Origin of the sequence: Streptomyces sp. NPDC093111, from assembly GCF_040683955.1 — a bacterium.
GTDB lineage: Bacteria > Actinomycetota > Actinomycetes > Streptomycetales > Streptomycetaceae > Streptomyces.
Genome location: NZ_JBFBNW010000002.1, coordinates 119,637 through 140,976, shown reverse-complemented (window position 1 = coordinate 140,976; position 21,340 = coordinate 119,637). Strand labels below are relative to the sequence as shown.

General features: G+C 70.4%; 23 protein-coding genes, 1 tRNA gene and 1 riboswitch. Of the genes, 9 read left to right on the top strand and 15 right to left on the bottom strand.

The window, feature by feature from the left end; genetic code table 11:
• Position 1 precedes the first annotated feature (1 nt).
• Entirely contained in the window at positions 2-985 is a 984-nt protein-coding gene (locus AB0Q96_RS03145; RefSeq protein ID WP_365321291.1) for a DNA cytosine methyltransferase, read from the top strand.
• Between the two features lie 147 nt (positions 986-1,132).
• Complete coding sequence (locus AB0Q96_RS03140; RefSeq protein WP_365321290.1) at positions 1,133-2,146, top strand: DNA cytosine methyltransferase; 1,014 nt, start codon at positions 1,133-1,135, stop codon at positions 2,144-2,146.
• Here the strand turns inward: AB0Q96_RS03140 and AB0Q96_RS03135 are convergent.
• The 4 genes from AB0Q96_RS03135 to AB0Q96_RS03120 all read right to left on the bottom strand — a co-directional run bounded on the left by AB0Q96_RS03135 (position 2,137) and on the right by AB0Q96_RS03120 (position 6,742).
• Positions 2,137-3,102: a DUF6339 family protein gene (locus AB0Q96_RS03135; protein WP_365321289.1), complete on the bottom strand. Its 966-nt coding sequence runs from the start codon at positions 3,100-3,102 to the stop codon at positions 2,137-2,139. The genes AB0Q96_RS03140 and AB0Q96_RS03135 overlap by 10 nt on opposite strands.
• Complete coding sequence (locus AB0Q96_RS03130) at positions 3,099-4,082, bottom strand: hypothetical protein (protein ID WP_365321288.1); 984 nt, start codon at positions 4,080-4,082, stop codon at positions 3,099-3,101. Before AB0Q96_RS03130 ends, AB0Q96_RS03135 begins: the two co-directional genes overlap by 4 nt.
• Positions 4,079-6,181, bottom strand: a complete 2,103-nt coding sequence (locus AB0Q96_RS03125) for a helix-turn-helix transcriptional regulator (protein ID WP_365321287.1) — start codon at positions 6,179-6,181, stop codon at positions 4,079-4,081. The genes AB0Q96_RS03130 and AB0Q96_RS03125 overlap by 4 nt, the downstream gene beginning before the upstream one ends.
• Positions 6,182-6,316: 135 nt before the next feature.
• A complete protein-coding gene (locus AB0Q96_RS03120; protein ID WP_365321286.1) occupies positions 6,317-6,742 on the bottom strand; it encodes a very short patch repair endonuclease in 426 nt (141 codons plus the stop codon).
• 142 nt (positions 6,743-6,884) lie between these two features.
• Here AB0Q96_RS03120 and AB0Q96_RS03115 point away from each other — a divergent pair, with 142 nt between their 5' ends.
• Complete coding sequence (locus AB0Q96_RS03115) at positions 6,885-7,187, top strand: hypothetical protein (RefSeq protein WP_365321660.1); 303 nt, start codon at positions 6,885-6,887, stop codon at positions 7,185-7,187.
• A 127-nt stretch (positions 7,188-7,314) separates the two neighbouring features.
• Here the strand turns inward: AB0Q96_RS03115 and AB0Q96_RS03110 are convergent, their stop codons facing one another.
• The 4 genes from AB0Q96_RS03110 to AB0Q96_RS03095 form a co-directional block, all read right to left on the bottom strand.
• Positions 7,315-8,583: a DUF445 domain-containing protein gene (locus AB0Q96_RS03110; RefSeq protein ID WP_365321285.1), complete on the bottom strand. Its 1,269-nt coding sequence runs from the start codon at positions 8,581-8,583 to the stop codon at positions 7,315-7,317.
• Between the two features lie 20 nt (positions 8,584-8,603).
• On the bottom strand, positions 8,604-9,680 hold the full coding sequence (locus AB0Q96_RS03105; RefSeq protein ID WP_365321284.1) for an ATP-binding cassette domain-containing protein: 1,077 nt from the start codon (positions 9,678-9,680) through the stop codon (positions 8,604-8,606).
• Positions 9,681-9,707: 27 nt separating this feature from the next.
• Entirely contained in the window at positions 9,708-10,487 is a 780-nt protein-coding gene (locus AB0Q96_RS03100; protein WP_365321283.1) for an ABC transporter permease, read from the bottom strand.
• 238 nt (positions 10,488-10,725) lie between these two features.
• Entirely contained in the window at positions 10,726-11,526 is an 801-nt protein-coding gene (locus tag AB0Q96_RS03095; protein ID WP_365321658.1) for an ABC-2 family transporter protein, read from the bottom strand.
• Positions 11,527-11,638: 112 nt separating this feature from the next.
• Here AB0Q96_RS03095 and AB0Q96_RS03090 point away from each other — a divergent pair, with 112 nt between their 5' ends.
• Positions 11,639-14,056: a transglycosylase domain-containing protein gene (locus tag AB0Q96_RS03090; protein WP_365321282.1), complete on the top strand. Its 2,418-nt coding sequence runs from the start codon at positions 11,639-11,641 to the stop codon at positions 14,054-14,056.
• Here AB0Q96_RS03090 and AB0Q96_RS03085 read toward each other — a convergent pair.
• The 3 genes from AB0Q96_RS03085 to AB0Q96_RS03075 all read right to left on the bottom strand — a co-directional run bounded on the left by AB0Q96_RS03085 (position 14,034) and on the right by AB0Q96_RS03075 (position 15,230).
• Positions 14,034-14,354, bottom strand: coding sequence for a multidrug efflux SMR transporter (locus AB0Q96_RS03085; RefSeq protein WP_043228159.1), 321 nt, complete (start codon positions 14,352-14,354; stop codon positions 14,034-14,036). The two genes, AB0Q96_RS03090 and AB0Q96_RS03085, sit on opposite strands and share 23 nt — an antisense overlap.
• Before the next feature lie 31 nt (positions 14,355-14,385).
• Positions 14,386-14,457, bottom strand: a riboswitch (guanidine-III (ykkC-III) riboswitch).
• A 46-nt stretch (positions 14,458-14,503) separates the two neighbouring features.
• On the bottom strand, positions 14,504-14,842 hold the full coding sequence (locus AB0Q96_RS03080; RefSeq protein WP_351662752.1) for a co-chaperone GroES: 339 nt from the start codon (positions 14,840-14,842) through the stop codon (positions 14,504-14,506).
• Between the two features lie 67 nt (positions 14,843-14,909).
• Positions 14,910-15,230, bottom strand: a complete 321-nt coding sequence (locus tag AB0Q96_RS03075) for a DUF3618 domain-containing protein (protein ID WP_046911985.1) — start codon at positions 15,228-15,230, stop codon at positions 14,910-14,912.
• 142 nt (positions 15,231-15,372) lie between these two features.
• Between AB0Q96_RS03075 and bcp the strand changes: the two genes are divergently transcribed.
• The 4 genes from bcp to AB0Q96_RS03055 all read left to right on the top strand — a co-directional run bounded on the left by bcp (position 15,373) and on the right by AB0Q96_RS03055 (position 17,357).
• A complete protein-coding gene (gene bcp / locus AB0Q96_RS03070; RefSeq protein ID WP_365321281.1) occupies positions 15,373-15,840 on the top strand; it encodes a thioredoxin-dependent thiol peroxidase in 468 nt (155 codons plus the stop codon).
• Between the two features lie 140 nt (positions 15,841-15,980).
• Positions 15,981-16,622, top strand: a complete 642-nt coding sequence (locus tag AB0Q96_RS03065; RefSeq protein WP_365321280.1) for an HNH endonuclease signature motif containing protein — start codon at positions 15,981-15,983, stop codon at positions 16,620-16,622.
• Positions 16,619-17,272, top strand: coding sequence for an HNH endonuclease (locus AB0Q96_RS03060; protein WP_365321279.1), 654 nt, complete (start codon positions 16,619-16,621; stop codon positions 17,270-17,272). The genes AB0Q96_RS03065 and AB0Q96_RS03060 overlap by 4 nt, the downstream gene beginning before the upstream one ends.
• A gap of 12 nt (positions 17,273-17,284) precedes the next feature.
• Positions 17,285-17,357, top strand: a tRNA-Leu gene (locus AB0Q96_RS03055).
• Positions 17,358-17,408: 51 nt separating this feature from the next.
• On the opposite strand, the gene rdgB is transcribed toward AB0Q96_RS03055, so the two are convergent.
• The 4 genes from rdgB to AB0Q96_RS03035 all read right to left on the bottom strand — a co-directional run bounded on the left by rdgB (position 17,409) and on the right by AB0Q96_RS03035 (position 19,588).
• Positions 17,409-18,011 carry an RdgB/HAM1 family non-canonical purine NTP pyrophosphatase gene (gene rdgB, locus AB0Q96_RS03050; RefSeq protein ID WP_365321278.1) on the bottom strand — a complete coding sequence of 201 codons (603 nt, stop codon included), beginning with the start codon at positions 18,009-18,011 and terminating at the stop codon, positions 17,409-17,411.
• A gap of 52 nt (positions 18,012-18,063) precedes the next feature.
• On the bottom strand, positions 18,064-18,447 hold the full coding sequence (locus AB0Q96_RS03045) for a hypothetical protein (protein WP_365321277.1): 384 nt from the start codon (positions 18,445-18,447) through the stop codon (positions 18,064-18,066).
• Between the two features lie 89 nt (positions 18,448-18,536).
• Positions 18,537-19,268 carry a ribonuclease PH gene (gene rph / locus AB0Q96_RS03040; RefSeq protein WP_365321276.1) on the bottom strand — a complete coding sequence of 244 codons (732 nt, stop codon included), beginning with the start codon at positions 19,266-19,268 and terminating at the stop codon, positions 18,537-18,539.
• A gap of 86 nt (positions 19,269-19,354) precedes the next feature.
• Complete coding sequence (locus AB0Q96_RS03035) at positions 19,355-19,588, bottom strand: PTS glucose/sucrose transporter subunit IIB (RefSeq protein WP_365321275.1); 234 nt, start codon at positions 19,586-19,588, stop codon at positions 19,355-19,357.
• Between the two features lie 246 nt (positions 19,589-19,834).
• On the opposite strand from AB0Q96_RS03035, the gene AB0Q96_RS03030 reads away from it, so the two are divergent.
• The gene (locus AB0Q96_RS03030; protein WP_365321274.1) at positions 19,835-21,136 is read left to right on the top strand and encodes a PTS transporter subunit EIIC; all 1,302 of its coding nucleotides are present in this window, start codon (positions 19,835-19,837) and stop codon (positions 21,134-21,136) included.
• Positions 21,137-21,340 lie beyond the last annotated feature (204 nt).

The window sequence follows — 21,340 nt, the reverse complement described above, 5'->3', positions numbered from 1 at the left end:
GATGAGCGCCGAAGCGCCCCGATTGCGGAGTCTCGGCGTCTGCGCCGGTGCCGGGGGCCTCGCCCTCGGACTGGAGCAGGCGGGCTTCGACCCCGTACTCCTTCTCGACAACAGAGCCGTCGCCTGCGACACGCTGCGCATGAACAGGCCGGCCTGGCACGTCCTGGACATCGACCTCGTCGATTTCGACCCCGTGGACCACCAGCAGACCTACGACGTGGACCTGCTCGCCGCCGGACTCCCCCGCGTCAAGGCCACCGCCACGGTGCATCGCCCGGAAACGGGCGGCGAGCTGGAAGCGCTCAGGGCCACGATCATGCTCATGCACGGCGTGCGGCCCCGAGCGCTGTTGATCGAGAACGTCCCCGATCTCGTCACCAAGTCGGCATACGGTCCGATCCGGGAGTTCATCACCGAGGAGCTCACCCACCTCGGCTACGACATCCGCTGGTTCGTGCTCAACGCGGCGGACCTGGGCGTGGCACAGGACCGGAAGGAAGGACTCGTCGTCGCTTTCAGGGACGGATGCCTCGATGCCTTCTCACCTCCCGAGGCGTCGGTGACGCGTCACGCGACGGTCGGGGAGGCGCTCGGCCCGTCCATGGCCGCCCGCGGTTGGCTCGGGGCCACCTCATGGGCGGCTCAGGCCGACCGGCCGGCCCCGACACTGGTCGGGGGTTCGTGGAATCGCGGCGGCGCGGACCTGGGGCCGACCGGGACCAAGCGGGCGTGGGCGCGGATGGGCGTGGACGGCGGCACGGTGGCCGACGACGTCCCTGGCCCCGACTTCGTCTGGGATCCAGCGCTCGGGCGCGCGGGCATGATGCCCCTCACCGTGCGCCAAGCCGCGGATCTGCAGGGTTTCCCTCCCGACTGGGCGTTCGTCGGCCGGAAGACCGCACAGTACAGGCAGGTGGGCCATGCCACTCCTCCCCCTGTCGGTCGCGCTCTGGGCGAAGCGATCAGAGCGGCCTTGACGGCCTGACCCGGTCGAGACGAACCTCGCCATGAACGACCGATCACGAGCGGCGACCGACAGCCGCCCTACCGGGGAGAGCGATCCGGGTAACCTGGACCGCTGCCGGGGTCTCCCGGTTCCCCCTCTACGACCTCACGATCTTCTGGAGACCACGTGCCACGCCCCGAGATTGTGGATCTTTTCGCAGGGCCGGGTGGGCTCGACGTGGCGGCACGGGATCTCGGCTACGAAGTGACGGGGATCGAGTTCGACCAGGACGCCTGCGACACCCGGAGCGAAGCCGGGCTGCAGACACTGCAAGGGGACGTCCGGGATTTCGGCCCGCACAAGTTTCCCAACGCGACCGTTCTGGCAGGCGGCCCTCCGTGCCAGACGTTCACCGTCGCAGGTGGGGGTGCCGGCCGCCGCGCGCTGGACGAAGTGATCGACTTCACCAGGCGGATGGCCGGCGGCGAGGACGTCCGATCCAAGCTGGCCGTCCTCGACGACGAACGCACCGGGCTCGTCCTGGAGCCGTTGCGTTGGGCCCTCGAGGCTCTGCGGGACGGGCGGCCTTACGAGGCGATCGTGCTGGAGCAGGTGCCCGCGGTTCTCCCCGTCTGGCGGGAGTACGCGAAGGTTCTGTCGACGAACGGCTACTGGGTGGCCGAGCCCAAGGTTCTCCACACGGAACAGTTCGGTGTCCCCCAGACCCGACGCCGTGCCATCCTCGTGGCCCGTCTCAGTGCCATGGCCGAACTGCCTGCGCCGACCCACCGCCTGTACCGCAAGGGGGTACCTCGGGGCGACGGCGACTCGACGCTGAAGCCGTGGGTTCCCATGTCCGAGGTTCTCGACCGTGCGACCCCCTTCGAAGTGATCTCCAACTACGGCACGGGCGGAGACCCCAAGGCCCGCGGTCGGCGTTCGTCCGCCGAACCCGCCTTCACGGTCACCGGAAAGGTCTCCCGCAACCGTGTCGTCGCCATGGACGGAACCGAGCTGAGTCGTTTCTCGGATGACGAGGCCGGCCGGCTGCAGACCTTCCCTCCCGAGTACCCCTGGTCCGGGCGAGCGATCGCCCAGCAGATCGGCAACGCGATCCCCCCTCTGCTGGGCAGGGCGGTCCTGGGGGCCGCCATCGGCTCGGCCGACGAGTACGCGGGACGGGTCTCCGTTCAGGCGTAATCCGACGGTTTCGAAAGGGTGACCCCGGAAGGCCGGGGGGCCGGAACGGACACTTCCGTTTGGCCTCCGGCCTTGCCCTGGTGCCTCCGCCGCAGCGGAGCCTCGGCAGACAGTCTCTCGAAGAGCGGAAGCAGCGCGTCCACGGCCCTGACATCCGCGCGGCCGTCGCGGGGGCCCTCCGGGCGGTCCCAGTCCACTGCCTCGCTGGCACCGGCCTCGATCCAGTCGTGGAGTTCGTCCACGTCAGGCGGCACGTCCGGCGCGAGCACGTCGTACATCAACGTGCTGCCGGCGGCGTTCACAGCGGACGAGAAGGCGTTGACCCGGTCACCGGGGCGAGCCACCCCCGCATCGAGAAGACCGCCGATGACTCGGATCATCGCCTGGGCCGTGGGCCGGTGATCGATGACGTCGAGGCGCATCGTGGTGTTGAGAACGTCCTGGATCCGGCATGCGGTGGCGACGGGGCCGTAGTCGTCGCCGTCGCGAAAGAGTTCGGCAGCCCACCAGAGGCGCGAGAACGTCTGCGTGTAGTGCGGGCCGCAGAAGCGGGCGGCCGGCGCGATGCCCGGCCCTTCCGTACTGTCGGCTCCCTTGTGCCGCCAGACCACGTAGTCGGGGGCCACGATCATGGCGAGATGGTTCCAGAGACGGCTGTCCGCGGCCTCGGCCCGGGTCATCCGGAGTGTGGCGTGGAGCCGGGGCGCAAGCCAGCCGTCGGCCGCGTAACGGTCATCGGCGAAGCGCCGCATCGTCTCGTCCAGGAGCTCACGAACAGGGGCAGTCCTGCGCCGGTCGGCGGTCCGGCCGTCGTACGCGACTCCGGCCCGGCTGAGCGCCACCTGCGGCGGACGCTCCCGACCCGACTGGATTCCTCGACCGAGGTACTTGGTGACGGCCGCATCGGGTAGAAGCGCGAGCACGGGGGGCAGGTCGGCGGGGGCGGGAAGGTTCATCGGACTTCGCTCCTGACGGCACGGTCGACGGCGCGCACCGAGTCGGTCAGCTTCTTGGCTGTCCGGCTCCGCTTGCCCGCTGCGTACTGGATGTTCGTCTGCAGCTCGGACCAGCCGAAGCCCTTCGAACGGCGTTCCTGGATGTCGTACAGGGCATCGGTGAGAGGGCGCCCCGGGAGCACGTCGGGAAGCATCATTCTGAGCACGGCCTCGCGCCAGCCGGTCGGCATGACAGGGGTGCCGTCCTCGTCCACGTCCAGGTCTGCGACCGCCGTATGAAACATCGCGGTCCACGCGTCCTGGGCAATCTGGCCGGTGGTGACGTCCCGCAGCACCTTCTCCGCAGCACTGCCGCCGCTGCCGTTGAGCAGTTCGATGAACCCTTCTGCGGAGGCGGTGTTGAGGTAGACCGTGGGAATGTCACCGGTCGTCTCCACGACCCACGGAGCATCCTTGTACGGCCGGAGCCATGTGAGCGCTCCCTCGCGGAAGTCCTCCTCGACCACTTCGATCTCTCGCTGGCGCACCGGGGCGGTGCCCTGGAGATCGAGGTACCAGTCCTGCTCGGTGGTTCCGATCACCCGGCCCGCGACGCCGTCGACGGTGGCGACCACGGTCAGGCTCAGGGAGGCACGGTGGAGGTGACGATCTCGGTGCAGGTCGATGCTCCCGCTCCAGGCGCCGTCCGCCGTCCGCCGGAGGAGCGTCGTGGTCCGGGCATTGGTCGCCTTCTCCGTGAGCGCCGCCAGGCAGACCGGATCCGACCATTCCCCATCGGCGAGCTCCGCGTCGGGAAGCGTGGCCTGGAGTCGTACGGTGCAGTACTCCCAGCTCCCGCGCCCGGACTGGTGCAGTGCCACCGTTCGTTCGGGCTTGGAGACGTGGGAGAACGGAAGGGGCGATGCCCCGTCGACGCTGATCGAGGTCACGTCGAGATCGACGTCGCCGAACAGCGTCGCGTACGGATAGACGGACTTCATGCCGCTCCTCCACGAGCCTTCTGGATGTCGACGGCCAGTCGAGCGAAGCCGCCTTCGACCGGATGGGTGGTGGGGTCGGTCACGCCGGTGAACACGGCGCTCCGCACTCCCGGATCGACGACGAGGTTGTCACCCTCCACACGGCAGTCGTCCGAGGCGGCGAGCAGTGCCCACTCGACGGCGGGGCGCCCACCCGACCGGACATCGAACTTTGCCACCGGGGTGAGCACCCAAGGGTCCTCTGCGTCGGGGAGCTTGAGGCCCACGGTGACGTGCCAGGCGCCCCGCTCGCCGACCCGTGCCTGGAGACTCCGGACGACGGGGAATGCCTGCACCCGCTTGCCCTTGGCCGAGCCCGGGGCACCGTCCAGTCTGAGCAACTCCCGCAGTGCGGCGGGGCCTCCCTTCCGGGCGACCTCTCGACGCGCGACCAAACCGCGTACGGCCTTGTCGATCTCGGCCCGGAATTCCTTGAGCCGAGTGAGCGCGCCGCGCTCGTAAAGGGTCGTGAGCTCCTCCGTACGGTCCCAACGGTCGTGTTCGGGCGGCTCGGAGGCGCGCAGGAAGGACTCGGCGGCTTCGATGTCGACACCTTCCCGCCCCGTGGCGAACCCGGCGAGCAGCACGGCCTGGAAGGGAGCCGTCCCCAGCGGTAGCTCGCGAGGCCGCTGCTCCGTGATGGTCATCCGGTTCCCCCGCATGCAGACGACCCGGCTGTGACGCTCGTCGCTGTCCCCGGCCGCGGTGAGGAGCAGGACGGCCAGGTGTTCACGCCCCTTGTCCCTGGCGCGGCCTCGTCCCTTGAGCGGCGAGACGCGGAGCGGTACCTCGACCATGGCCACCTGGTCGCCGGCGGTCAGTTCCGGAACGGTCTCGCCGTCCAGGTACGCCTGGAAGGCCCGTCCGAGGGCGGGCTGGTGGGCGTGCGGGTCGACTCGCTCCTCCGGGATGAGCACATCGCCGTTCCGGAGGGTGGTGACACCCGCCTCCATGAGCGCGCCTGCCGACTTGCCTCCGATCATCGAGGCCCAGAACCCCTCGGCGAGCGACCGGACGATCTTGTCGTGCATCTCCTGCAGCGTCTCCGCGTCGCCGGAGGCGTCATGGGCGCCGACGATCAGGAAGGACGTTCCGGCAGCGCTGTTCCGGCGGTCCAGGTGCAGTGCGCGCGTCTCCTCCTCGTCCGCCCACCAGGACCGGGAGACACCCTTGTGGTCGGGTGCGGATTCCGCCTCGCCGAACCAGGCCGGACCCGCGTACGCCTCACTGCCGATCTCGTGCCAGGGCAGATCGAGCCGTCCGACCACACGCCGCTGGGAGCGCCCCTCGTGAGGCTCGGAGAGCGTGGAGTTGACCAGGACGAGTCCCAACCGGCTCGTGGCCCAGAGCGTGGCCTTGCCCAGACCGTACGAGCCGCCTGCCCGGCCTCCTGCCTGCTTGTGACTGTCGAGCTGGCGACGCACCACTGCGGCGTATCTACCGTCGTCGTACTCCGGCCCGGTGAGGCCTGCGGCGTTGTAGTCGTCGACCCGGAGCAGCAGGAGGGATCGCTGCTCCTCCAGATCGTCGAGTGCGGCCTGAAGACTGCGGGAGACCTTCTGCCCGCCGGCCGCCGCCGCCGCGTAGTGCGGGCGCAGCTCGTCCCACCGCAGGGCAGCCAGAAAGGCATCGAGATGCTCGCCGGTGAGCTCGTGCAGGACGTACCGGACACGAACCGGCATCGTGGGGTCCAGACGCTCGTCGAGCGAGTTCTGGGTCGCCTCGCGCGCGAGGACGGAGAGGTCGGCGTCGAAGGCGAAGGCCGCCGCGTTTCCGTACTCCCGACCGCCGTCACGATGGGCCCGCCGGTGGTGCCATTGCCTCGGAAGGGTGGGCACGAGATCCTCGGTGCGGTTGTACACCGACGCCGGATCGACGTGGAAGACGGCCGCGATGGCCCGCTTGGTCTCCTCACGCGGCTCGGCCCGCCCGGTGATCCAGGCCGAAACGGCGGCTCGGGTCAGCCCGAGCCGATGAGCGAGATCGACCTGTTTCATGTCAGCCCTCGCAAGCTGACGCTCCAGCCAGGCCCCGAACTCCTCGCCCTGCGCTTCCGTCACGCTTGTCCCACCCCCGGGAGTCGCCACTCACTACGCGATTCGGCACGCAAGGAACACCCGTCCCACTGGCACCGGAGACCAGGCTAGCACCGGATATTTGACAGAAAGAGGCATGTCAAAAATCCCTAAGCATGCCTACCCGGAACGCTTGACGGAAGTGGCACGCACGGCTGCTCGCCCCAGCGCCATGCGCCTCTCCGAGACGACCGCCGCCACTCGAGCAGCGGCTTCGCCGGCGCTCTCGTGCTCCCAGACACGCAGGGAAACCCATCCGGCCTCGGCCAAGCGGGCATCGGTGTTCGCATCCCGAGCTCGATTCTTCTCGATCTTCTCCCTCCAGAACTGCGAATTCCGCTTCGGCCATGTCGCATGCACCGGACAGCCGTGCCAGAAGCAACCGTCGACGAACACCGCCACCTTCGCCGGACCGAAGACGATGTCGGCCTCACGACGCACGCCCTTCAGAGGACGCCGGTGAACTCGGTACCGGAGCCCGACGGCGTGCAAGGAACGCCGCAACGCCATCTCCACATCCGTGTCCCGGCTGCGCTGCCTGCTCATCCGGGAGCTCGTCGTCGGCGTCGTCTCCAGGTCTCTCATAGCGGCCATTCTGACCGGCCCTGAGTCAACGGAGGCACGCCGCGGGGACGGAACGCCGTGCCATAGGCTCGAAGAACGAAACCTCGACCGGAAAGGCCCCACCATGCCCCGCATCCCCTCCCCCGCCATAGCCGCCGCAGGTCTCGTCGGTGGGTACGCCGTCGCTCGGTGGACGAAGAAGCGGCCGCTCGGTGGGGTTGTGCTGGCGGTGGCCGGCGGGGTGGCGGCTCGGGAGTGGCGGCAGGTGGGTGGGGCGAAGGTGGCCGGGGGGCTTTCGGCGGCTTATGTGGCCGCGTTCGCCGGGTCGCATCCGCTGGCCAAGAAGGTCGGGGCCTGGCCCGCGGTGTTCTCCGTGGCCGCGGGGATGGCCGGTGTCTCGTATGTCGTGACGCGGAAGGCCGGCTAGGACTGCGGGGCCGTGTGAGGGCGTGCCGCACGTCGGGGTAGGGCCAGATGCGTCGAGTGCCGCTCGTCGGGGAGGGGTCGGGCGCGCTTCGTCGCGTGACGCTCGTCGGGGGCGGGCTGGGGTCGTGTCAGCCGCCCGCCGCACGGCTGAGCGTGTAGATGACGAGGCCGGCCAGCGCGCCCACCACCGTGCCGTTGATGCGGATGAACTGGAGGTCGCGGCCGATGTTGGCCTCGATCTTCTTCGAGGTCTGGGTGGCGTCCCAGCCGGCGACCGTGTCGGTGATCAGGGAGGTGATCTCGGCGCGGTAGGTGGTGACGACGTAGGCCGCCGCGTCCTCCGCCCAGCCCTCGATCTTGGCCTGGAGGCGGTCGTCGGTGGCCAGGCGCTGGCCAAGGGAGATCAGGGAGGCGCGGGCGCGGCGGCGGAGCTGGCTCTGGTCGTCCTCGGCGGCGGCCAGGATCAGGGCGCGGACCGAGGACCAGGCCGAGGCGATGAGGTCCTGGACCTCGGGGCGGGAGACCAGGTCCGACTTCAGGCGTTCGACGCGGGCCCGGGTGTCCGTGTCGGACTGGAGGTCGGCGGCGAAGTCCGTCAGGAAGCGGTCGATCGCGCCGCGCGCCGGGTGGCCCGGCATGTCCCGCATCTCCGTCACGAAGCGGAGCAGCTCCTTGTAGACGCGCTCGCCGATGCGCCGGTCCACGAAGCGCGGGGTCCAGCCCGGCGCGCCGCCCTGGACCGCGTCCATCACCGAGTCGCCGTGCGTCACCAGCCAGTCGTGGGCCCGGGTGCACACCAGGTCCACCGCCCGGTGGTGGGAGCCGTCGGCGACCATGCGTTCCAGGGTCTTGCCCAGGCCCGGGGCGATCTCGGCGGACTCCGCCCGGCGGGTGATCGCCTCTCCGACGACCGCCTGCACGTCCGCGTCGCGCAGGACCGTGAGCGCGCCGCGCGTCGCCGCCGCGAGTTCGGAGGTGACGCGCTCCGCGTGGGCCGGGTCCGCCAGCCAGGTGCCGAGGCGGCGGGCGATGCCGAAGCCGCGCAGCCTGCCCCGTACGACGTCGGCGGAGAGGAAGTTCTCGCCGACGAAGGTGCCCAGCGACGCGCCCAGCTGGTCCTTCTTGGTCGGGATGATCGCCGTGTGGGGGATGGGCAGGCCCAGCGGGCGGCGGAACAGGGCCGTCACCGCGAACCAGTCGGCCAGCGCGCCGACCATGCCCGCCTCCGCCGCCGCGGCCACATAGCCCGCCCAGGCCCCGGCGCCCGCGTTCTTCGCCCACGTGGCCAGCGCGAACACCAGCGCCACGAACGCGAGCAGGCCCGTCGCCAGCAGCTTCATCCGCCGGACGCCCTTGCTCTTCTCCTCGTCCGCCGCCGTGTACGTGAAGCTCACCATCACCTCACCTCCCTTTCTCCCTACCTCAGTGACTCCTGGGGCGCACCCGGAGTTCCCCCGTACATCTTCGCGATCACCGCCTCGATGTCCGGCTCCCGCACGGAGAGGTCCACCAGCGGGTACGCGGCGGCCACCGCCGCCACCACCGGAGCCGCCGACGAGGTGGCCGGGATCGCCAGCCACTGGCGGGGGCCCTCCGCCCGTACGAAGCGGGCGCCCGGCACCTCGATCGGCGCCGACTCCCGCGCCAGGTCGACCACCAGCAGGCGCTCGCTGTCGCCCGCGGCGTGCAGGCCGGCGAGCTCCCCGTCGTACATCAGGCGCCCGTGGTCGATGACCATCACCCGGCTGCAGAGCTGTTCGATGTCGGTCAGGTCGTGGGTGGTGAGGAGGACCGTCGTGCCGCGGGTGGTGTTCAGCTCGCGCAGGAAGCCGCGGACCTTGGCCTTCGACACCACGTCCAGGCCGATCGTCGGCTCGTCCAGGTACAGCACGTCCGGGTCGTGCAGCAGCGCCGCCGCGATGTCCCCGCGCATCCGCTGGCCGAGGGAGAGCTGACGCACCGGTACGTCGAGCAGGTCGCCGAGGTCGAGGAGTTCGACGCAGCGGGCGAGGTTCTCGGCGTAGCGGGCGTCGGGGATCCGGTACATGCGGTGGACCAGGGTGTACGAGTCGCGCAGCGGGAGGTCCCACCAGAGGGTGGTGCGCTGCCCGAAGACCACGCCGATGCGGCGGGCGAGCCGGGTGCGCTCCCGCGACGGGTCGATGCCGGCCACCCGCAGCCGGCCGCCGCTCGGGGTGAGGATGCCGGTCAGCATCTTGATCGTGGTGGACTTCCCGGCGCCGTTGGGGCCGATGTAGCCGACCATCTCCCCCTTCCCGACGGTGAAGGAGATGCCGTCGACCGCCCTGACCTCGCGCTTCTCGCGGCGGAGGAGTCCTGCCCTGCGGCGGACCGTGAAGACCTTCTCCAGGGAGTCGAGTTCGATGAAGGGCGGCGGCGCCGGGGCCGTGGCCGGGGGCGGCGGCGGGGCGGTCGCCCGGTGGGGCGTCCCGCCGGGCGTCCGAGGCGTCGCCTCCGTCGTTTCCTGCTCCATTTCCTGTTCCTGCTCCATATGGATAGCTCAGCTTCCTGTCGATCGGTAGCTCCGCAGGCCCGTCCGCCACACCACTCCCGCCACCAGGCAGCACACGACCGCGACCAGGGGCGACAGGAACGCCGTCCACCCCGGCACCCCCGCCGGCGGTGTCCTCCCCAGGACGTAGAGGGCGGGCAGCCAGTTGACGAACGCGAGCGGTACGACGAAGACGACGCCCCGCACCAGGTCCTGGGCGAAGATCGTCGGCGGGTACTGGAGCATCGTGTTGCCGCCGTACGTGAAGGAGCTCGTCACCTCGGCCGCGTCCTGGAGCCAGAACAGGGTGGAGGCGCCCAGCACCATCAGCGCGGCGAAGATCAGCGCACCGCTCAGCAGCATCACCGGCACCAGGAGCACCTTCAGCGGCGTCCACTCCACGCCGTCCAGGAGCACCAGGCCCCAGACCAGGACAATCAGCCCCTGGAGGATCCGCCCGAGCCGCCGCAGCGCGAAACGGTCGGCCGCGACCTGCGCGAGGACCGATGCGGGGCGCAGCAGGAAGGTGTCGAAGGAGCCGTCGCGCACCCGCTTGCCCATCCGCGGCAGCGAGCCCATCACCAGGTCGGCGAGGCCGAACGAGGTGCCCGCCGTCCCGTACAGGAACGCGACCTCCGCGAAGGAGAAGCCGCCGAGTCCCCTGACCTGGCCGAACATCAGGAGGATGACGACGAAGTCGAAGAACGTGACGAGGAGGGAGGAGAGGAGGGTCAGGGCGAAGGAGGAGCGGTACGTGAGGGTGGACCGGATCCACATGCCCGCCACCATGCGGTACGTCCGCCACGCGTCGGCCGCCCGGCCGGCCCGGGACCAGGGCTCGGCCTCCTCCGGCCATCCGGCCGCACCGTCCCACTCCGGCGCGCCCGCCCGATCGACCCGTACGGCCTCTTCCGGCGCGCCCGCCCGCTCGACTCGATCGTCGCGATCGTCGCGATCGTCGCGATCGTCGCGATCGACCCTCCCGACCCCCTCGACCCGCTCATCCCTCCCGACCCGCACCGTCCGCTCATCCACCCTGCACCACCACCTTCCGCGTCGCCGCCGCCTGCACCGCGCGCCCCGTCGCGAGGAGGACGACCGCCCAGCAGCCCTGGAACGCGTACGCCCCCAGCACTCCCCAGCCCTCGTACCGCCCCAGGTACACGTCGGCCGGCACCTGGAGCATCGACGCCCAGGGGAGGACCCGCGCGAGCTCGCCCAGGGCGCCGGGGAAGACGCTGAGCGGAAGCAGCATCCCGGAGAAGAACAGGCCGCCCAACCAGGCCATCTGGACCACGCCCTGGCCGTCGAGCAGCCAGAAGGCGCTCATCGCCACCAGGTACCAGATCGCGAAGCTGACGATCGCGCCGAGGGCCACCGAGCCGAGGAAGGCGAGCCAGGTCCAGGGGCTGCTCGGCACGGTGACGTCGAAGACGAGGGCGCCGAAGAGCATGGGGGCGATGCCGCGGCCGAGCAGCTGGTAGGCCGCGCGGCCCAGGTTCGCGGCGAACCACCAGGCCTGGAGGTCGGCGGGGCGGTAGAGGTCGACCGCGATGTCGCCGGTCCTGATCCGCTCGATCAGCTCCTCCTCGAAGCCGCCGCCCATCAGGCCGCAGACGGTGATGAGGCCCTGGCCGATCCACACATAGGCGAGGGCGTCCGCCATGTCGTACCCGCCGAGCGTGGGACGCACGTCCCAGAGGGCGATGTACGTGTACGACAGGATGAAGCCGAAGACGGTGTTGGTGAACACCCCCGCCGCCGTGGCCACCCGGTAGGTGGCATGGCGCCTGAACCCACCCGCGGCCACGGTCGCGTAGAGCCGCAGCATGTCTCCTGCTCCCTCCGGTCGGTCACTCCGCGCAAAGGGCCCGACCTTAGGGGGACTTCCCGTGCCGTCGCGACCGGTTTTCCGGCACATGCGGGCAGGATGTGCTGTTATGTCCCCTTCATCCGGCAGGTCCGCCGAGTCCTCCTGGGAGCCCAGGGACCCGACCGTCCCCGCCCCGCCCCCGTCCCGCGGGGGTCGCCCCCGCCGCCTCCTGCGGCGGCTGCTCGGGCTCGTCGTCCTCGGCGGCCTGCTGCTGCTCGGCTGCTTCGCCGCCGGCTACCTCCTCGTGGACATCCCGCCCGCCAACGCCACGGCGGTCGCCCAGTCCAACCTGTTCCTGTACCGCGACGGCAGCCCGATCGCCCGCGACGGCGAGGTCGACCGGGAGAACGTGAGCCTGGCGCGGGTCCCGGCCGGGGTCCAGCACGCCGTGCTGGCCGCCGAGGACCGCGACTTCCACACCTCGCCCGCCGTCGACCCCCGGGCCATGCTCCGGGCCACCTGGAACACCCTCACCGGCAAGGGCCGCCAGTCCGGTTCGACCATCACCCAGCAGTACGTCAAGAACTACTACCTGGGCCAGGAGCAGACCCTCACCCGCAAGGCGAAGGAGTTCTTCATCGCGCTCAAGCTGGGGCGCGAGAAGAGCAAGGGGGAGATCCTGGAGGGGTACCTGAACACCAGTTACTTCGGGCGCAACGCGTACGGGATCCAGGCCGCCGCCCGCGCCTACTACGGCAAGGACGCCAAGGACCTGGACACCGCCGAGGGCGCGTACCTCGCCTCGCTGCTCAACGCGCCCAACGCGTACGACGTCGCCGCCCACCCCGAGAACCGGCCGCGGGCGCTCGCCCGCTGGCGGTACGTCCTGGACGGCATGGTCAAGGAGGGCTGGCTGACCCGCGCCGCCCGCGCCACCGCCGTCTTCCCCACCCCGCAGCCGGCCCGGCCCTCGGCCGGTCTCTCCGGACAGCGCGGCTATCTGGTGCAGGCGGTGGAGCAGTACCTGACCGAGAGCGGGACCGTCGACGAGAAGACCCTCGCCGCCGGCGGCTTCCGGATCACCACCACCCTGGACCGGGCCAAACAGGACGCCTTCGTGCGGGCCGTCGACACGCACGTGAACGACAGGCTGGACCCGGCGCGCAACCCCGCCGACCGGTTCGTACGGGTCGGCGGCGCGGCCGTCGAACCGGCGAGCGGCCGGGTGGTCGCCCTCTACGGGGGCATCGACTACACCCGGCAGTTCGTCAACAACGCCACCCGCCGCGACTATCAGGTCGGCTCCACCTTCAAGCCCTTCGTCCTCGCCGCGGCACTCCAGCACGGCGCGTTGACCCAGGAGGGTGAACGGATCACACCGAACACCTACTACGACGGCGACAACCGGCGGCCCGTGCAGGGGTGGAACGGACCCTTCTACGACCCGGCCAACGAGGACGACACCAGCTACGGCGACATCACCGTGCGGTTCGCCACCGACCGTTCGGTGAACACGGTGTACACCCAGATGGCCGTGGACGTCGGCCCCGGGCGGGTCCGCGAGGCCGCGGTCGCGCTCGGCCTGCCCGGGAACACCCCGGACCTCACCTCCTCCCCCTCCATCGCCCTCGGCCCGGCCACGGCGAGCGTCCTGGACCTGGCACAGGCGTACGCGACCCTCGCCAACCACGGCTCCCACGGCACGTACACCCTGGTCGAGCGGGTCGCCAGGGACGGCGAGGAGGTGGAGCTTCCGGGCGCGGCGGGTCCGGCCGGGGCGCGGGTGGCGCTCGGCCGGGAGGCGGCCGACACGACGACGTCCGTGCTGCGGAGCGTCGTCCAGAGCGGCACCGGCACGGCGGCCCTCGCGGCCGGCCGCCCCTCGGCGGGCAAGACGGGGACGGCGGAGGACGACAAGGCGGCCTGGTTCGCCGGCTACACCCCGGAGCTCGCGACGGTGGTGGCGATGATGGGCCAGGACCCGGAGTCGGGCCGGCAGGAACCGCTGTACGGGGCGCTGGGCCAACCCCGGATCAACGGGGGCGGGGCACCGGCCGAGATCTGGGGCCAGTTCACCCGGGAGGCGCTCGCGGGCGTCGCGCCGAAGGAGTTCGACCTGCGCCTCATGGAGGGCGCGGAGGAGCTGCCCGTGGTGCCGCCGACGCCTGACTTCCTGGACGGGACGCAGGGCCTGGAGGGACCGGGCGCGGCCGACCGCAGGCCGCCGCGCGGACCGGCGGCGCCGAAGGGCGGGGCCGCGCAGGGACGGGAGCCGGCCCGGGAGCCCGTACGGGAATCCCTGGGCGAACAGCCGGGACGCGAGGCGGCACGGGAGCCCGCGCGGGCGCCGGTACCGGAGCCCGCGCCGCTGCCCGTACGGGAGAGGGAGCCCGCGCCGGGGACGCTGCCGCTGCCCGTACGGGAGAGGGAGCCCGCGCCAGGGACGCTGCCGCTGCCCGTACGGGAGGCTCCCCCGGCGCCGGCGGGCCCGGGGGCCGCGCCGGAACCGGGTATGCCGCGGGTCAGTGACCCGAGGTCGCCTTGAGGCCGACCACGGCCACCAGCAGGAGACAGACGAAGAAGATACGGGCGGCGGTCGCCGGCTCACCGAGCACCACCATGCCGAGCACCGCCGCACCGGCCGCGCCGATACCGACCCAGACGCCGTACGCCGTACCGATCGGCAGGGTCTTGGCGGCCTGCGAGAGCAGCAGCATCGAGGCGACGATCCCGGCGCCCGTGAAGACGCTGGGCCAGAGACGGGTGAAGCCCTCGGTGTACTTCATGCCGATCGACCAGCCGACCTCGAGCAGACCGGCGACGATGAGAAGGACCCAGGCCATGACGAACACCTCCGCGAAACGGAACAACAGGGGTGCGTCGTCTTGTCGTCAAGCCCGGTACGGCGCGTCTCGTCGGGTACCCCCAGCGTAGCAAAGGGCAGGCAAAAGGCCTGGTGACACCGGTCACCAGGCCCTCGGGCGCTGAGCGGCTACAGGTAGAGACCCGTCGAGTCGGACTGCCCCTGGAAGCGGTCGGCGGCGACGGCGTGCAGGTCGCGCTCGCGCATCAGGACGTACGCGACGCCCCGCACCTCGACCTCGGCCCGGTCCTCGGGGTCGTACAGGACGCGGTCGCCGATCTCGACGGTCCGGACGTTCTGCCCGACCGCGACGACCTCGGCCCAGGCCAGCCGGCGGCCGACGGCCGCGGTCGCCGGGATCAGGATGCCGCCGCCCGAGCGCCGTTCCCCTTCCGGGCTGTCGGTACGGACCAGGACCCGGTCGTGGAGCATCCGGATGGGCAGCTTGTCGTGGGTGTTGTCGCTCACGACTCGAACCTACCTGCCCCGGCGTGTCGCCCGTACCCGGGACGGGTCCGCCGGGGCGGTCCCGTCCTCAGTCCCGGCCCTTGCGGGCGGACGCGGCGATCAGCCCGACGACCGCGACGGCCACCAGCGCCACCGGCACCACGCGCTCCAGGCGGGGCGCGCCGTCCTCGTGGGTGAAGCGGGCCTTCACGTCGGACACGACGCGGTTGACCGCGACGAAGGCGCGCCCGGCCGTGTGGTCGACCGTGGCGGCGACCTTCGCCTTCGCGTCGCCGATGATGGTCTTCGGGTGCACCCGAATGCCGATCTCGTCGAGAGTGACGGCGAGCTGCTCGCGTCGGCGGACGATGTCCGCCTCGATCTGCGCAGGGGTCCTGGCGTCCGACACCGCGCTGCCTCCGTAGTCGTGTACCGGCGAGTACCGGCGTGTTCCGGTCGTCGATGGACAGTCTGTCAGCTTCCTTGCCCTCGGGTCGTCCCCGACCCCCGTTAGGCTCTGAACGCGTACGCGAACATTCCCGAGGAGAGCCATGAGCGAGCGACTGCAGCCCGGCGACACCGCCCCCGCCTTCACCCTTCCCGACGCGGACGGCAACGAGGTCTCCCTCGCGGACCACAAGGGCCGCAAGGTCATCGTCTACTTCTACCCGGCCGCCCTGACCCCCGGCTGCACCAAGCAGGCCTGCGACTTCACGGACAACCTGGACCTGCTGGCCGGTGCGGGCTACGACGTCATCGGCGTGTCCCCGGACAAGCCGGAGAAGCTGGCGAAGTTCCGCGAGAAGGAGAACCTGAAGGTCACCCTGGTCGGCGACCCCTCCAAGGAGATCCTGGAGGCGTACGGCGCCTTCGGCGAGAAGAAGCTGTACGGCAAGGTCGTGACGGGCGTCATCCGCTCCACGATCGTCGTCGACGAGGAGGGCAAGGTCGAGCACGCCTTCTACAACGTGAAGGCGACCGGCCATGTCGCCAAGATCATCAAGGATCTGGGGATCTGACCCCGCTCCTTCCCGAGCAGCCCGCACCCATCCGGTGCGGGCCGTTCCGTTTCTCGTACGCGACACGCACGCGTTTTGGCGCGACCATCCGAAATTCGGGTCGTTGGTCCGTACGAGATCCGTACTGGGGAGGGAGCTCGATGGGGACGAGCGTGTATACGAGGGACCGGCTGGAGTCTGCGGCGCGAGAGGCACGGACGCTGACGGAGGCGCTGGAGCGGCTGGGGGTGGATCCGAGGAGCGGGTCCCGGCGGTACGTCCGCGACCGGATGCGGAAGCTGGGGGTGGACATCTCTCATTTCGAGCAGGAGGGAACGCGCTGGACCCGTGAGACCCTGGCACAGGCCGTGGCCACCTCGACGAGCATGTGCGACGTACTGCGGCGGCTCGGGGTGGAGGTCGTCGGCGGGCAGCACACGCACATCAGTCGGCGGATCAAGGCGTACGGCATCGACACCTCGCACTTCCGCGCGCCGTCCCGGCGGGGCAAGCCCTGGCGCCCCCGGACACCCGAGGCCCTGCTCGTCGAGCAGACCGGCCCGCAGACCCGGCGCATCCCAAGTGACCGCCTCACCCGGGCGATGACGGAGTCCGGAGTGCGGAGGCAGTGCGCGCTGTGCGGCAACGAGGCTGTCTGGCGAGGCCGGCCTCTTCCGCTGGAGGTCGACCATATCGACGGAGACTGGCGCAACAATCGGATCGAGAACTTGCGATTCCTCTGCCCGAACTGCCACTCGACGACGGACACCTATCGGGGCCGGGGGAAAGGGCGCGCCCGATGACGACCAGCACCCGGTACACCCGCGAGCGGCTGGCCGAGGCAGCGGCGCGATGCGCGGACGTGGACGAGGTCATGGCCTTCTTCGGCACCCCGCCGTACGACAAGCTCCGCCGTTACCTTCTGAAACGCTTCGCCCACTACGGCACCGACATCGCTCACTTTCTCCACCGGCGGCGCGGCGGGCCTGCCTCACGCCCGGAGCCGGAGGAGCTTCGGGGCGCAGTCGAAGGGGCGATCTCCATCGCCGGAGCCCTGCGCGCCCTGGGCAGGGCTGACAGTGGCCAGACGCGCGCACTGTTCCGCCAGTGGACGGCGGAGGACGGTATCGCCACCTCGCATTTCCTGGGGCAGGCCCACCAGCGCGGGAAGCCGGGCGCGGTGAAGGCCGCTGCGGAGGTTCTCGTCCACCACGACGGCAGACGCCGGACCAGAACCCACCTGCTCCGGCGCGCGCTCCTCGATGTCGGCGTCGACGAGGAGTGCGCCGAATGCGGCGTCGGCCCCGAATGGCTCGGCAAGCCGATGACGCTGGAGATCGACCACATCAACGGGGACTGGAGCGACGACCGGCGCGAGAACCTTCGGCTGTTGTGCCCCAACTGCCATGCGATGACCGACACCTGGTGTCGGGGAGGAGGACGGGTAAAGTAAGGGTTCGTGTACGCGCCCGTACGCCAAGGGCTGAGCGGCGATCTTTAGGTGGTCGTGTCTGTCGGTTCGAATCCGACCGGGCGTACCGTACGACGGCCCAGCGCGCAGGTTGCCGCTGGGCCGTTCGCATGTGTGCTCACCCGAGCAGTTCCCGCACCACCGGCGCCAACGCCCGGAAGGCCTTGCCGCGGTGGCTGATCGCGTTCTTCTCGGCCGGGGTCAGTTCGGCGCAGGTGAGCTCGTGGCCGGTCGGCTGGAGGATCGGGTCGTAGCCGAAGCCGTTGGTGCCGGCGGGGGTGTGGCGCAGGGTGCCGGGCATGCGGCCCTCGACGACGCGTTCGGTGCCGTCGGGCAGGGCGAGGGCGGCGGCGCAGGCGAAGTGGGCGGCGCGGTGGGGGGCGTCGATGTCGGCGAGCTGGGCGAGCAGCAGGTCCAGGTTGGCCTTGTCGTCGCCGTGCCGGCCGGCCCAGCGGGCGGAGAAGATGCCGGGGGCGCCGTTCAGGACGTCGACGCAGAGTCCGGAGTCGTCGGCGACGGCGGGCAGGCCGGTGGCCCGGGCCAGGGCGTGGGCCTTGAGGAGCGCGTTCTCGGCGAAGGTGACGCCGGTTTCCTTGACGTCGGGGATCTCGGGGTACGCGTCGGCGCCGACGAGTTCGTGGTCGAGTCCGGCGTCGGCGAGGATCGCGCGCAGTTCGGTGATCTTGCCCGCGTTGCGGGTGGCGAGGATCAGACGGGTCATGCTCCGATTATCGGGGCCGCCGCGGTGGTGGTCCGCGGCGGCCCCGGTCCGGCTAGCCCGGTGTGCAGACCTTGCCGACCTCGGTGGCCGCGTCGGTGATCGGCTTGATGTCGGGGGTCGCGTCGCCGTTCTTGACGGCCGTGCGGACGGTGTCGACGCCCTTGGTGAGGTCGTCGACCGCCTTGGACAGGTCCGCGTTGTCCGTCGTGTTCTTGAGGTTGCCCAGCTCCGTGTCGATGCTGTTCAGGGCCTCCTCGATCTGGGTCGGGTCGTTGGAGGCGCTGGAGACGGCCTGCGACAGCTTGTCGACCGAGGTGGCGATGGCGTCGGCGGTCTTGACGCAGTCCATGGCCTTGTCGAGCGCACCGCAGCCGACCAGGCCGGTGAGTGCGGCGGCGGTGGCGACGGCGAGCGCTATGGAGCGGCGGCGCTTCAAGAGTTGGGTCCTCCCCCTCGTACCTGCATGTCTGGACGGGGCGCACGGTTCGACCCGTGCGCCCGTATCCAGACAGACGTCGGGGACCCTCAGAGAGTTCCTTCGAGCGCCTTGCGCTGGATCTCGGCGAGTTCGGCGCAGCCGTCGGAGGCGAGGTCGAGGAGGGCGTTGAGCTCCTTGCGGTCGAAGGGCTCGGCCTCGGCGGTGCCCTGGACCTCGACGAAGCGGCCGTCGCCGGTGCAGACGACGTTCATGTCGGTGTCGGCGCGGACGTCCTCCTCGTAGCAGAGGTCGAGGAGCGGGACGCCGCCGACGATGCCGACGGAGACGGCGGAGACGGTGCCGGTGAGGGGCTTGCGGCCGGCCTTCACGAGCTTCTTGCCCTGGGCCCAGGCGACGGCGTCGGCGAGGGCGACGTAGGCGCCGGTGATGGCGGCGGTGCGGGTGCCGCCGTCGGCCTGGAGGACGTCGCAGTCGAGGACGATGGTGTTCTCGCCGAGCGCCTTGTAGTCGATGACGGCGCGCAGCGAGCGGCCGATGAGGCGGGAGATCTCGTGGGTGCGGCCGCCGATCTTGCCGCGTACGGACTCGCGGTCGCCTCGGGTGTTGGTGGCGCGGGGCAGCATCGAGTACTCGCCGGTCACCCAGCCCTCGCCGCTGCCCTTGCGCCAGCGCGGAACGCCCTCGGTGACGGAGGCGGTGCAGAAGACCTTGGTGTCGCCGAAGGAGACGAGGACGGAGCCCTCGGCGTGCTTGCTCCATCCGCGTTCGATGGTGACGGGGCGGAGCTGTTCGGGGGTACGGCCGTCGATACGAGACATGGGACGAGCGTAGCCGTAGCCGACGAAGGGCCCGTTCCCCTGCCGGAACGGGCCCTCGTCGATGTGTCAGTCGCGGGAGCGACCGCTCACATCATGTCTTCGATGTCCGCGGCGATCGGGTCGGCGTCGGTGCCGATGACGACCTGGATGGCGGTGCCCATCTTCACGACTCCGTGGGCGCCGGCGGCCTTGAGGGCGACCTCGTCGACCTTGGACGGGTCGATGACCTCGGTGCGGAGGCGGGTGATGCAGCCCTCGACCTCTTCGATGTTCTCGATCCCGCCGAGCCCGGCGACGATCTTCTCAGCCTTGCTGGCCATGTGTTTCTCCCTGTCCGTTCCGTTCAAAGAACGTGAGTCTCGGCGCACCGGTGGTCCGCTTTGTCACGGTAACCCACGGTTGGACCAGTCTCGCGAGCGAAGTCCGCCGTTCTGCCGAAAGATGACGATCACCGGCGGCCTGCCCTCGATCGGCCCCGGGGAGCCTATCGCAACTGGTCTACACCAGTGTGAACGAGAGCCGGATCCGGATTGTTCCGGGACCGCGTCGGGTCAGGGAGGACGCCGATGAGCAGTACGAGTGCCGCAGCCGCACCGAAGAAGTCGCATTGGGGCGGCTTCTTCCAAGGGCTGCAGAAGATGGGCCGCAGCCTTCAGCTGCCCATCGCCGTCCTCCCCGCGGCCGGCATCATCGGCCGGCTCGGACAGCCGGACGTCTTCGGCGACGAGGGCCTGGGCTGGACCGATGTGGCCAAGGTGATGGCGGGAGCCGGTGGCGCGCTGCTCGACGCCGACCTCGGTCTCCCCCTCCTCTTCTGCATCGGCGTCGCGATCGGCATGGCGAAGAAGGCGGACGGCTCCACCGCCCTCGCCGCCGTGGCCGGTTTCCTCGTCTACCGGGGCGTGCTGCACGCCTTCCCCAAGGCCTGCCCGGTCGGCACCAAGGACATCAACGGCGGCTGCCTCGGCGCCGGCGACACCTTCGCCGGGTACACGTACCAGAACCCCGGCGTCTTCGGCGGCATCATCATGGGCCTGCTGGCCGCCTACCTCTGGCAGCGCTACCACCGCGTGAAGCTGGTCGACTGGCTCGGCTTCTTCAACGGCCGCCGGCTGGTCCCGATCATCATGGCCTTCGTCGGCATCGCCTTCGCCGCGCTCTGCCTCTGGATCTGGCCGCCGATCGGCGACGCCCTGGAGAGCTTCAGCGACTGGCTGGTCGGGCTCGGTTCCTGGGGCTCGGGCATCTTCGGCGTGGCCAACCGCGCGCTGCTGGTCATCGGCCTGCACCAGTTCCTCAACGTGCCGGTCTGGTTCCAGTTCGGCTCGTACACCAAGCCGGACGGCACGGTGGTCCACGGTGACATCAGCATGTTCCTGGCGGGCGACCCCGCGGCCGGTCAGTTCACCTCCGGCTTCTTCCCCATCATGATGTTCGCCCTGCCGGCCGCCGCGCTGGCCATGACCCACTGCGCCAAGCCGCACCGGCGCAAGGAGGTCGGCGGCCTGATGCTCTCGGTCGGTCTGACCTCGTTCGTCACGGGCATCACGGAGCCGCTCGAGTACTCGTTCCTCTTCATCGCCCCGGTGCTCTACGCGATCCACGCGGTGCTGACCGGTGTGTCGATGGCGGTGACGTGGGCGTTCGGCGTCCACGACGGCTTCAGCTTCTCGGCCGGCCTGATCGACTACGTCATCAACTGGGGGCTCGCGACCAAGCCGTGGCTGATCATCCCGATCGGCCTGTGCTTCGCCGTCGTCTACTACGCGATCTTCCGCTTCGCGATCACCAAGTTCAACCTGCCGACCCCGGGCCGCGAACCGGACGAGCTGGAGGAGGAGCTGGAGCGGGACAACACGAAGGCGTAACGCCCGCCCCTCCAGGCTCCCCAGGGGCTTTCGGCCCGGCCATAAGGCCCTCGGACCTCACGGTCCGGGGGCCTTATGTCGTCGGTTGTCCGGCTATGGCTGGGCACACAAAATTCGAAGGTTCCTTATCTAAGTCACACGTGCTAAAACTGGTCTACACCATTAATTGGTGTAGACCACGCGGTCCAGACCACCGCGTTCCAC

Coding starts and splice junctions, on each gene's coding strand:
- AB0Q96_RS03145 (WP_365321291.1), top strand. CDS start 2: ATGAGCGCCGAAGCGCCCCGATTGCGGAGTCTCGGCGTCTGCGCCGGT.
- AB0Q96_RS03135 (WP_365321289.1), bottom strand. CDS start 3,102: ATGAACCTTCCCGCCCCCGCCGACCTGCCCCCCGTGCTCGCGCTTCTA.
- AB0Q96_RS03130 (WP_365321288.1), bottom strand. CDS start 4,082: ATGAAGTCCGTCTATCCGTACGCGACGCTGTTCGGCGACGTCGATCTC.
- AB0Q96_RS03120 (WP_365321286.1), bottom strand. CDS start 6,742: ATGAGCAGGCAGCGCAGCCGGGACACGGATGTGGAGATGGCGTTGCGG.
- AB0Q96_RS03115 (WP_365321660.1), top strand. CDS start 6,885: ATGCCCCGCATCCCCTCCCCCGCCATAGCCGCCGCAGGTCTCGTCGGT.
- AB0Q96_RS03110 (WP_365321285.1), bottom strand. CDS start 8,583: ATGGTGAGCTTCACGTACACGGCGGCGGACGAGGAGAAGAGCAAGGGC.
- AB0Q96_RS03105 (WP_365321284.1), bottom strand. CDS start 9,680: ATGGAGCAGGAAACGACGGAGGCGACGCCTCGGACGCCCGGCGGGACG.
- AB0Q96_RS03100 (WP_365321283.1), bottom strand. CDS start 10,487: ATGGTGGCGGGCATGTGGATCCGGTCCACCCTCACGTACCGCTCCTCC.
- AB0Q96_RS03090 (WP_365321282.1), top strand. CDS start 11,639: ATGTCCCCTTCATCCGGCAGGTCCGCCGAGTCCTCCTGGGAGCCCAGG.
- AB0Q96_RS03085 (WP_043228159.1), bottom strand. CDS start 14,354: ATGGCCTGGGTCCTTCTCATCGTCGCCGGTCTGCTCGAGGTCGGCTGG.
- bcp (WP_365321281.1), top strand. CDS start 15,373: ATGAGCGAGCGACTGCAGCCCGGCGACACCGCCCCCGCCTTCACCCTT.
- AB0Q96_RS03065 (WP_365321280.1), top strand. CDS start 15,981: ATGGGGACGAGCGTGTATACGAGGGACCGGCTGGAGTCTGCGGCGCGA.
- AB0Q96_RS03060 (WP_365321279.1), top strand. CDS start 16,619: ATGACGACCAGCACCCGGTACACCCGCGAGCGGCTGGCCGAGGCAGCG.
- rdgB (WP_365321278.1), bottom strand. CDS start 18,011: ATGACCCGTCTGATCCTCGCCACCCGCAACGCGGGCAAGATCACCGAA.
- rph (WP_365321276.1), bottom strand. CDS start 19,268: ATGTCTCGTATCGACGGCCGTACCCCCGAACAGCTCCGCCCCGTCACC.
- AB0Q96_RS03035 (WP_365321275.1), bottom strand. CDS start 19,588: ATGGCCAGCAAGGCTGAGAAGATCGTCGCCGGGCTCGGCGGGATCGAG.
- AB0Q96_RS03030 (WP_365321274.1), top strand. CDS start 19,835: ATGAGCAGTACGAGTGCCGCAGCCGCACCGAAGAAGTCGCATTGGGGC.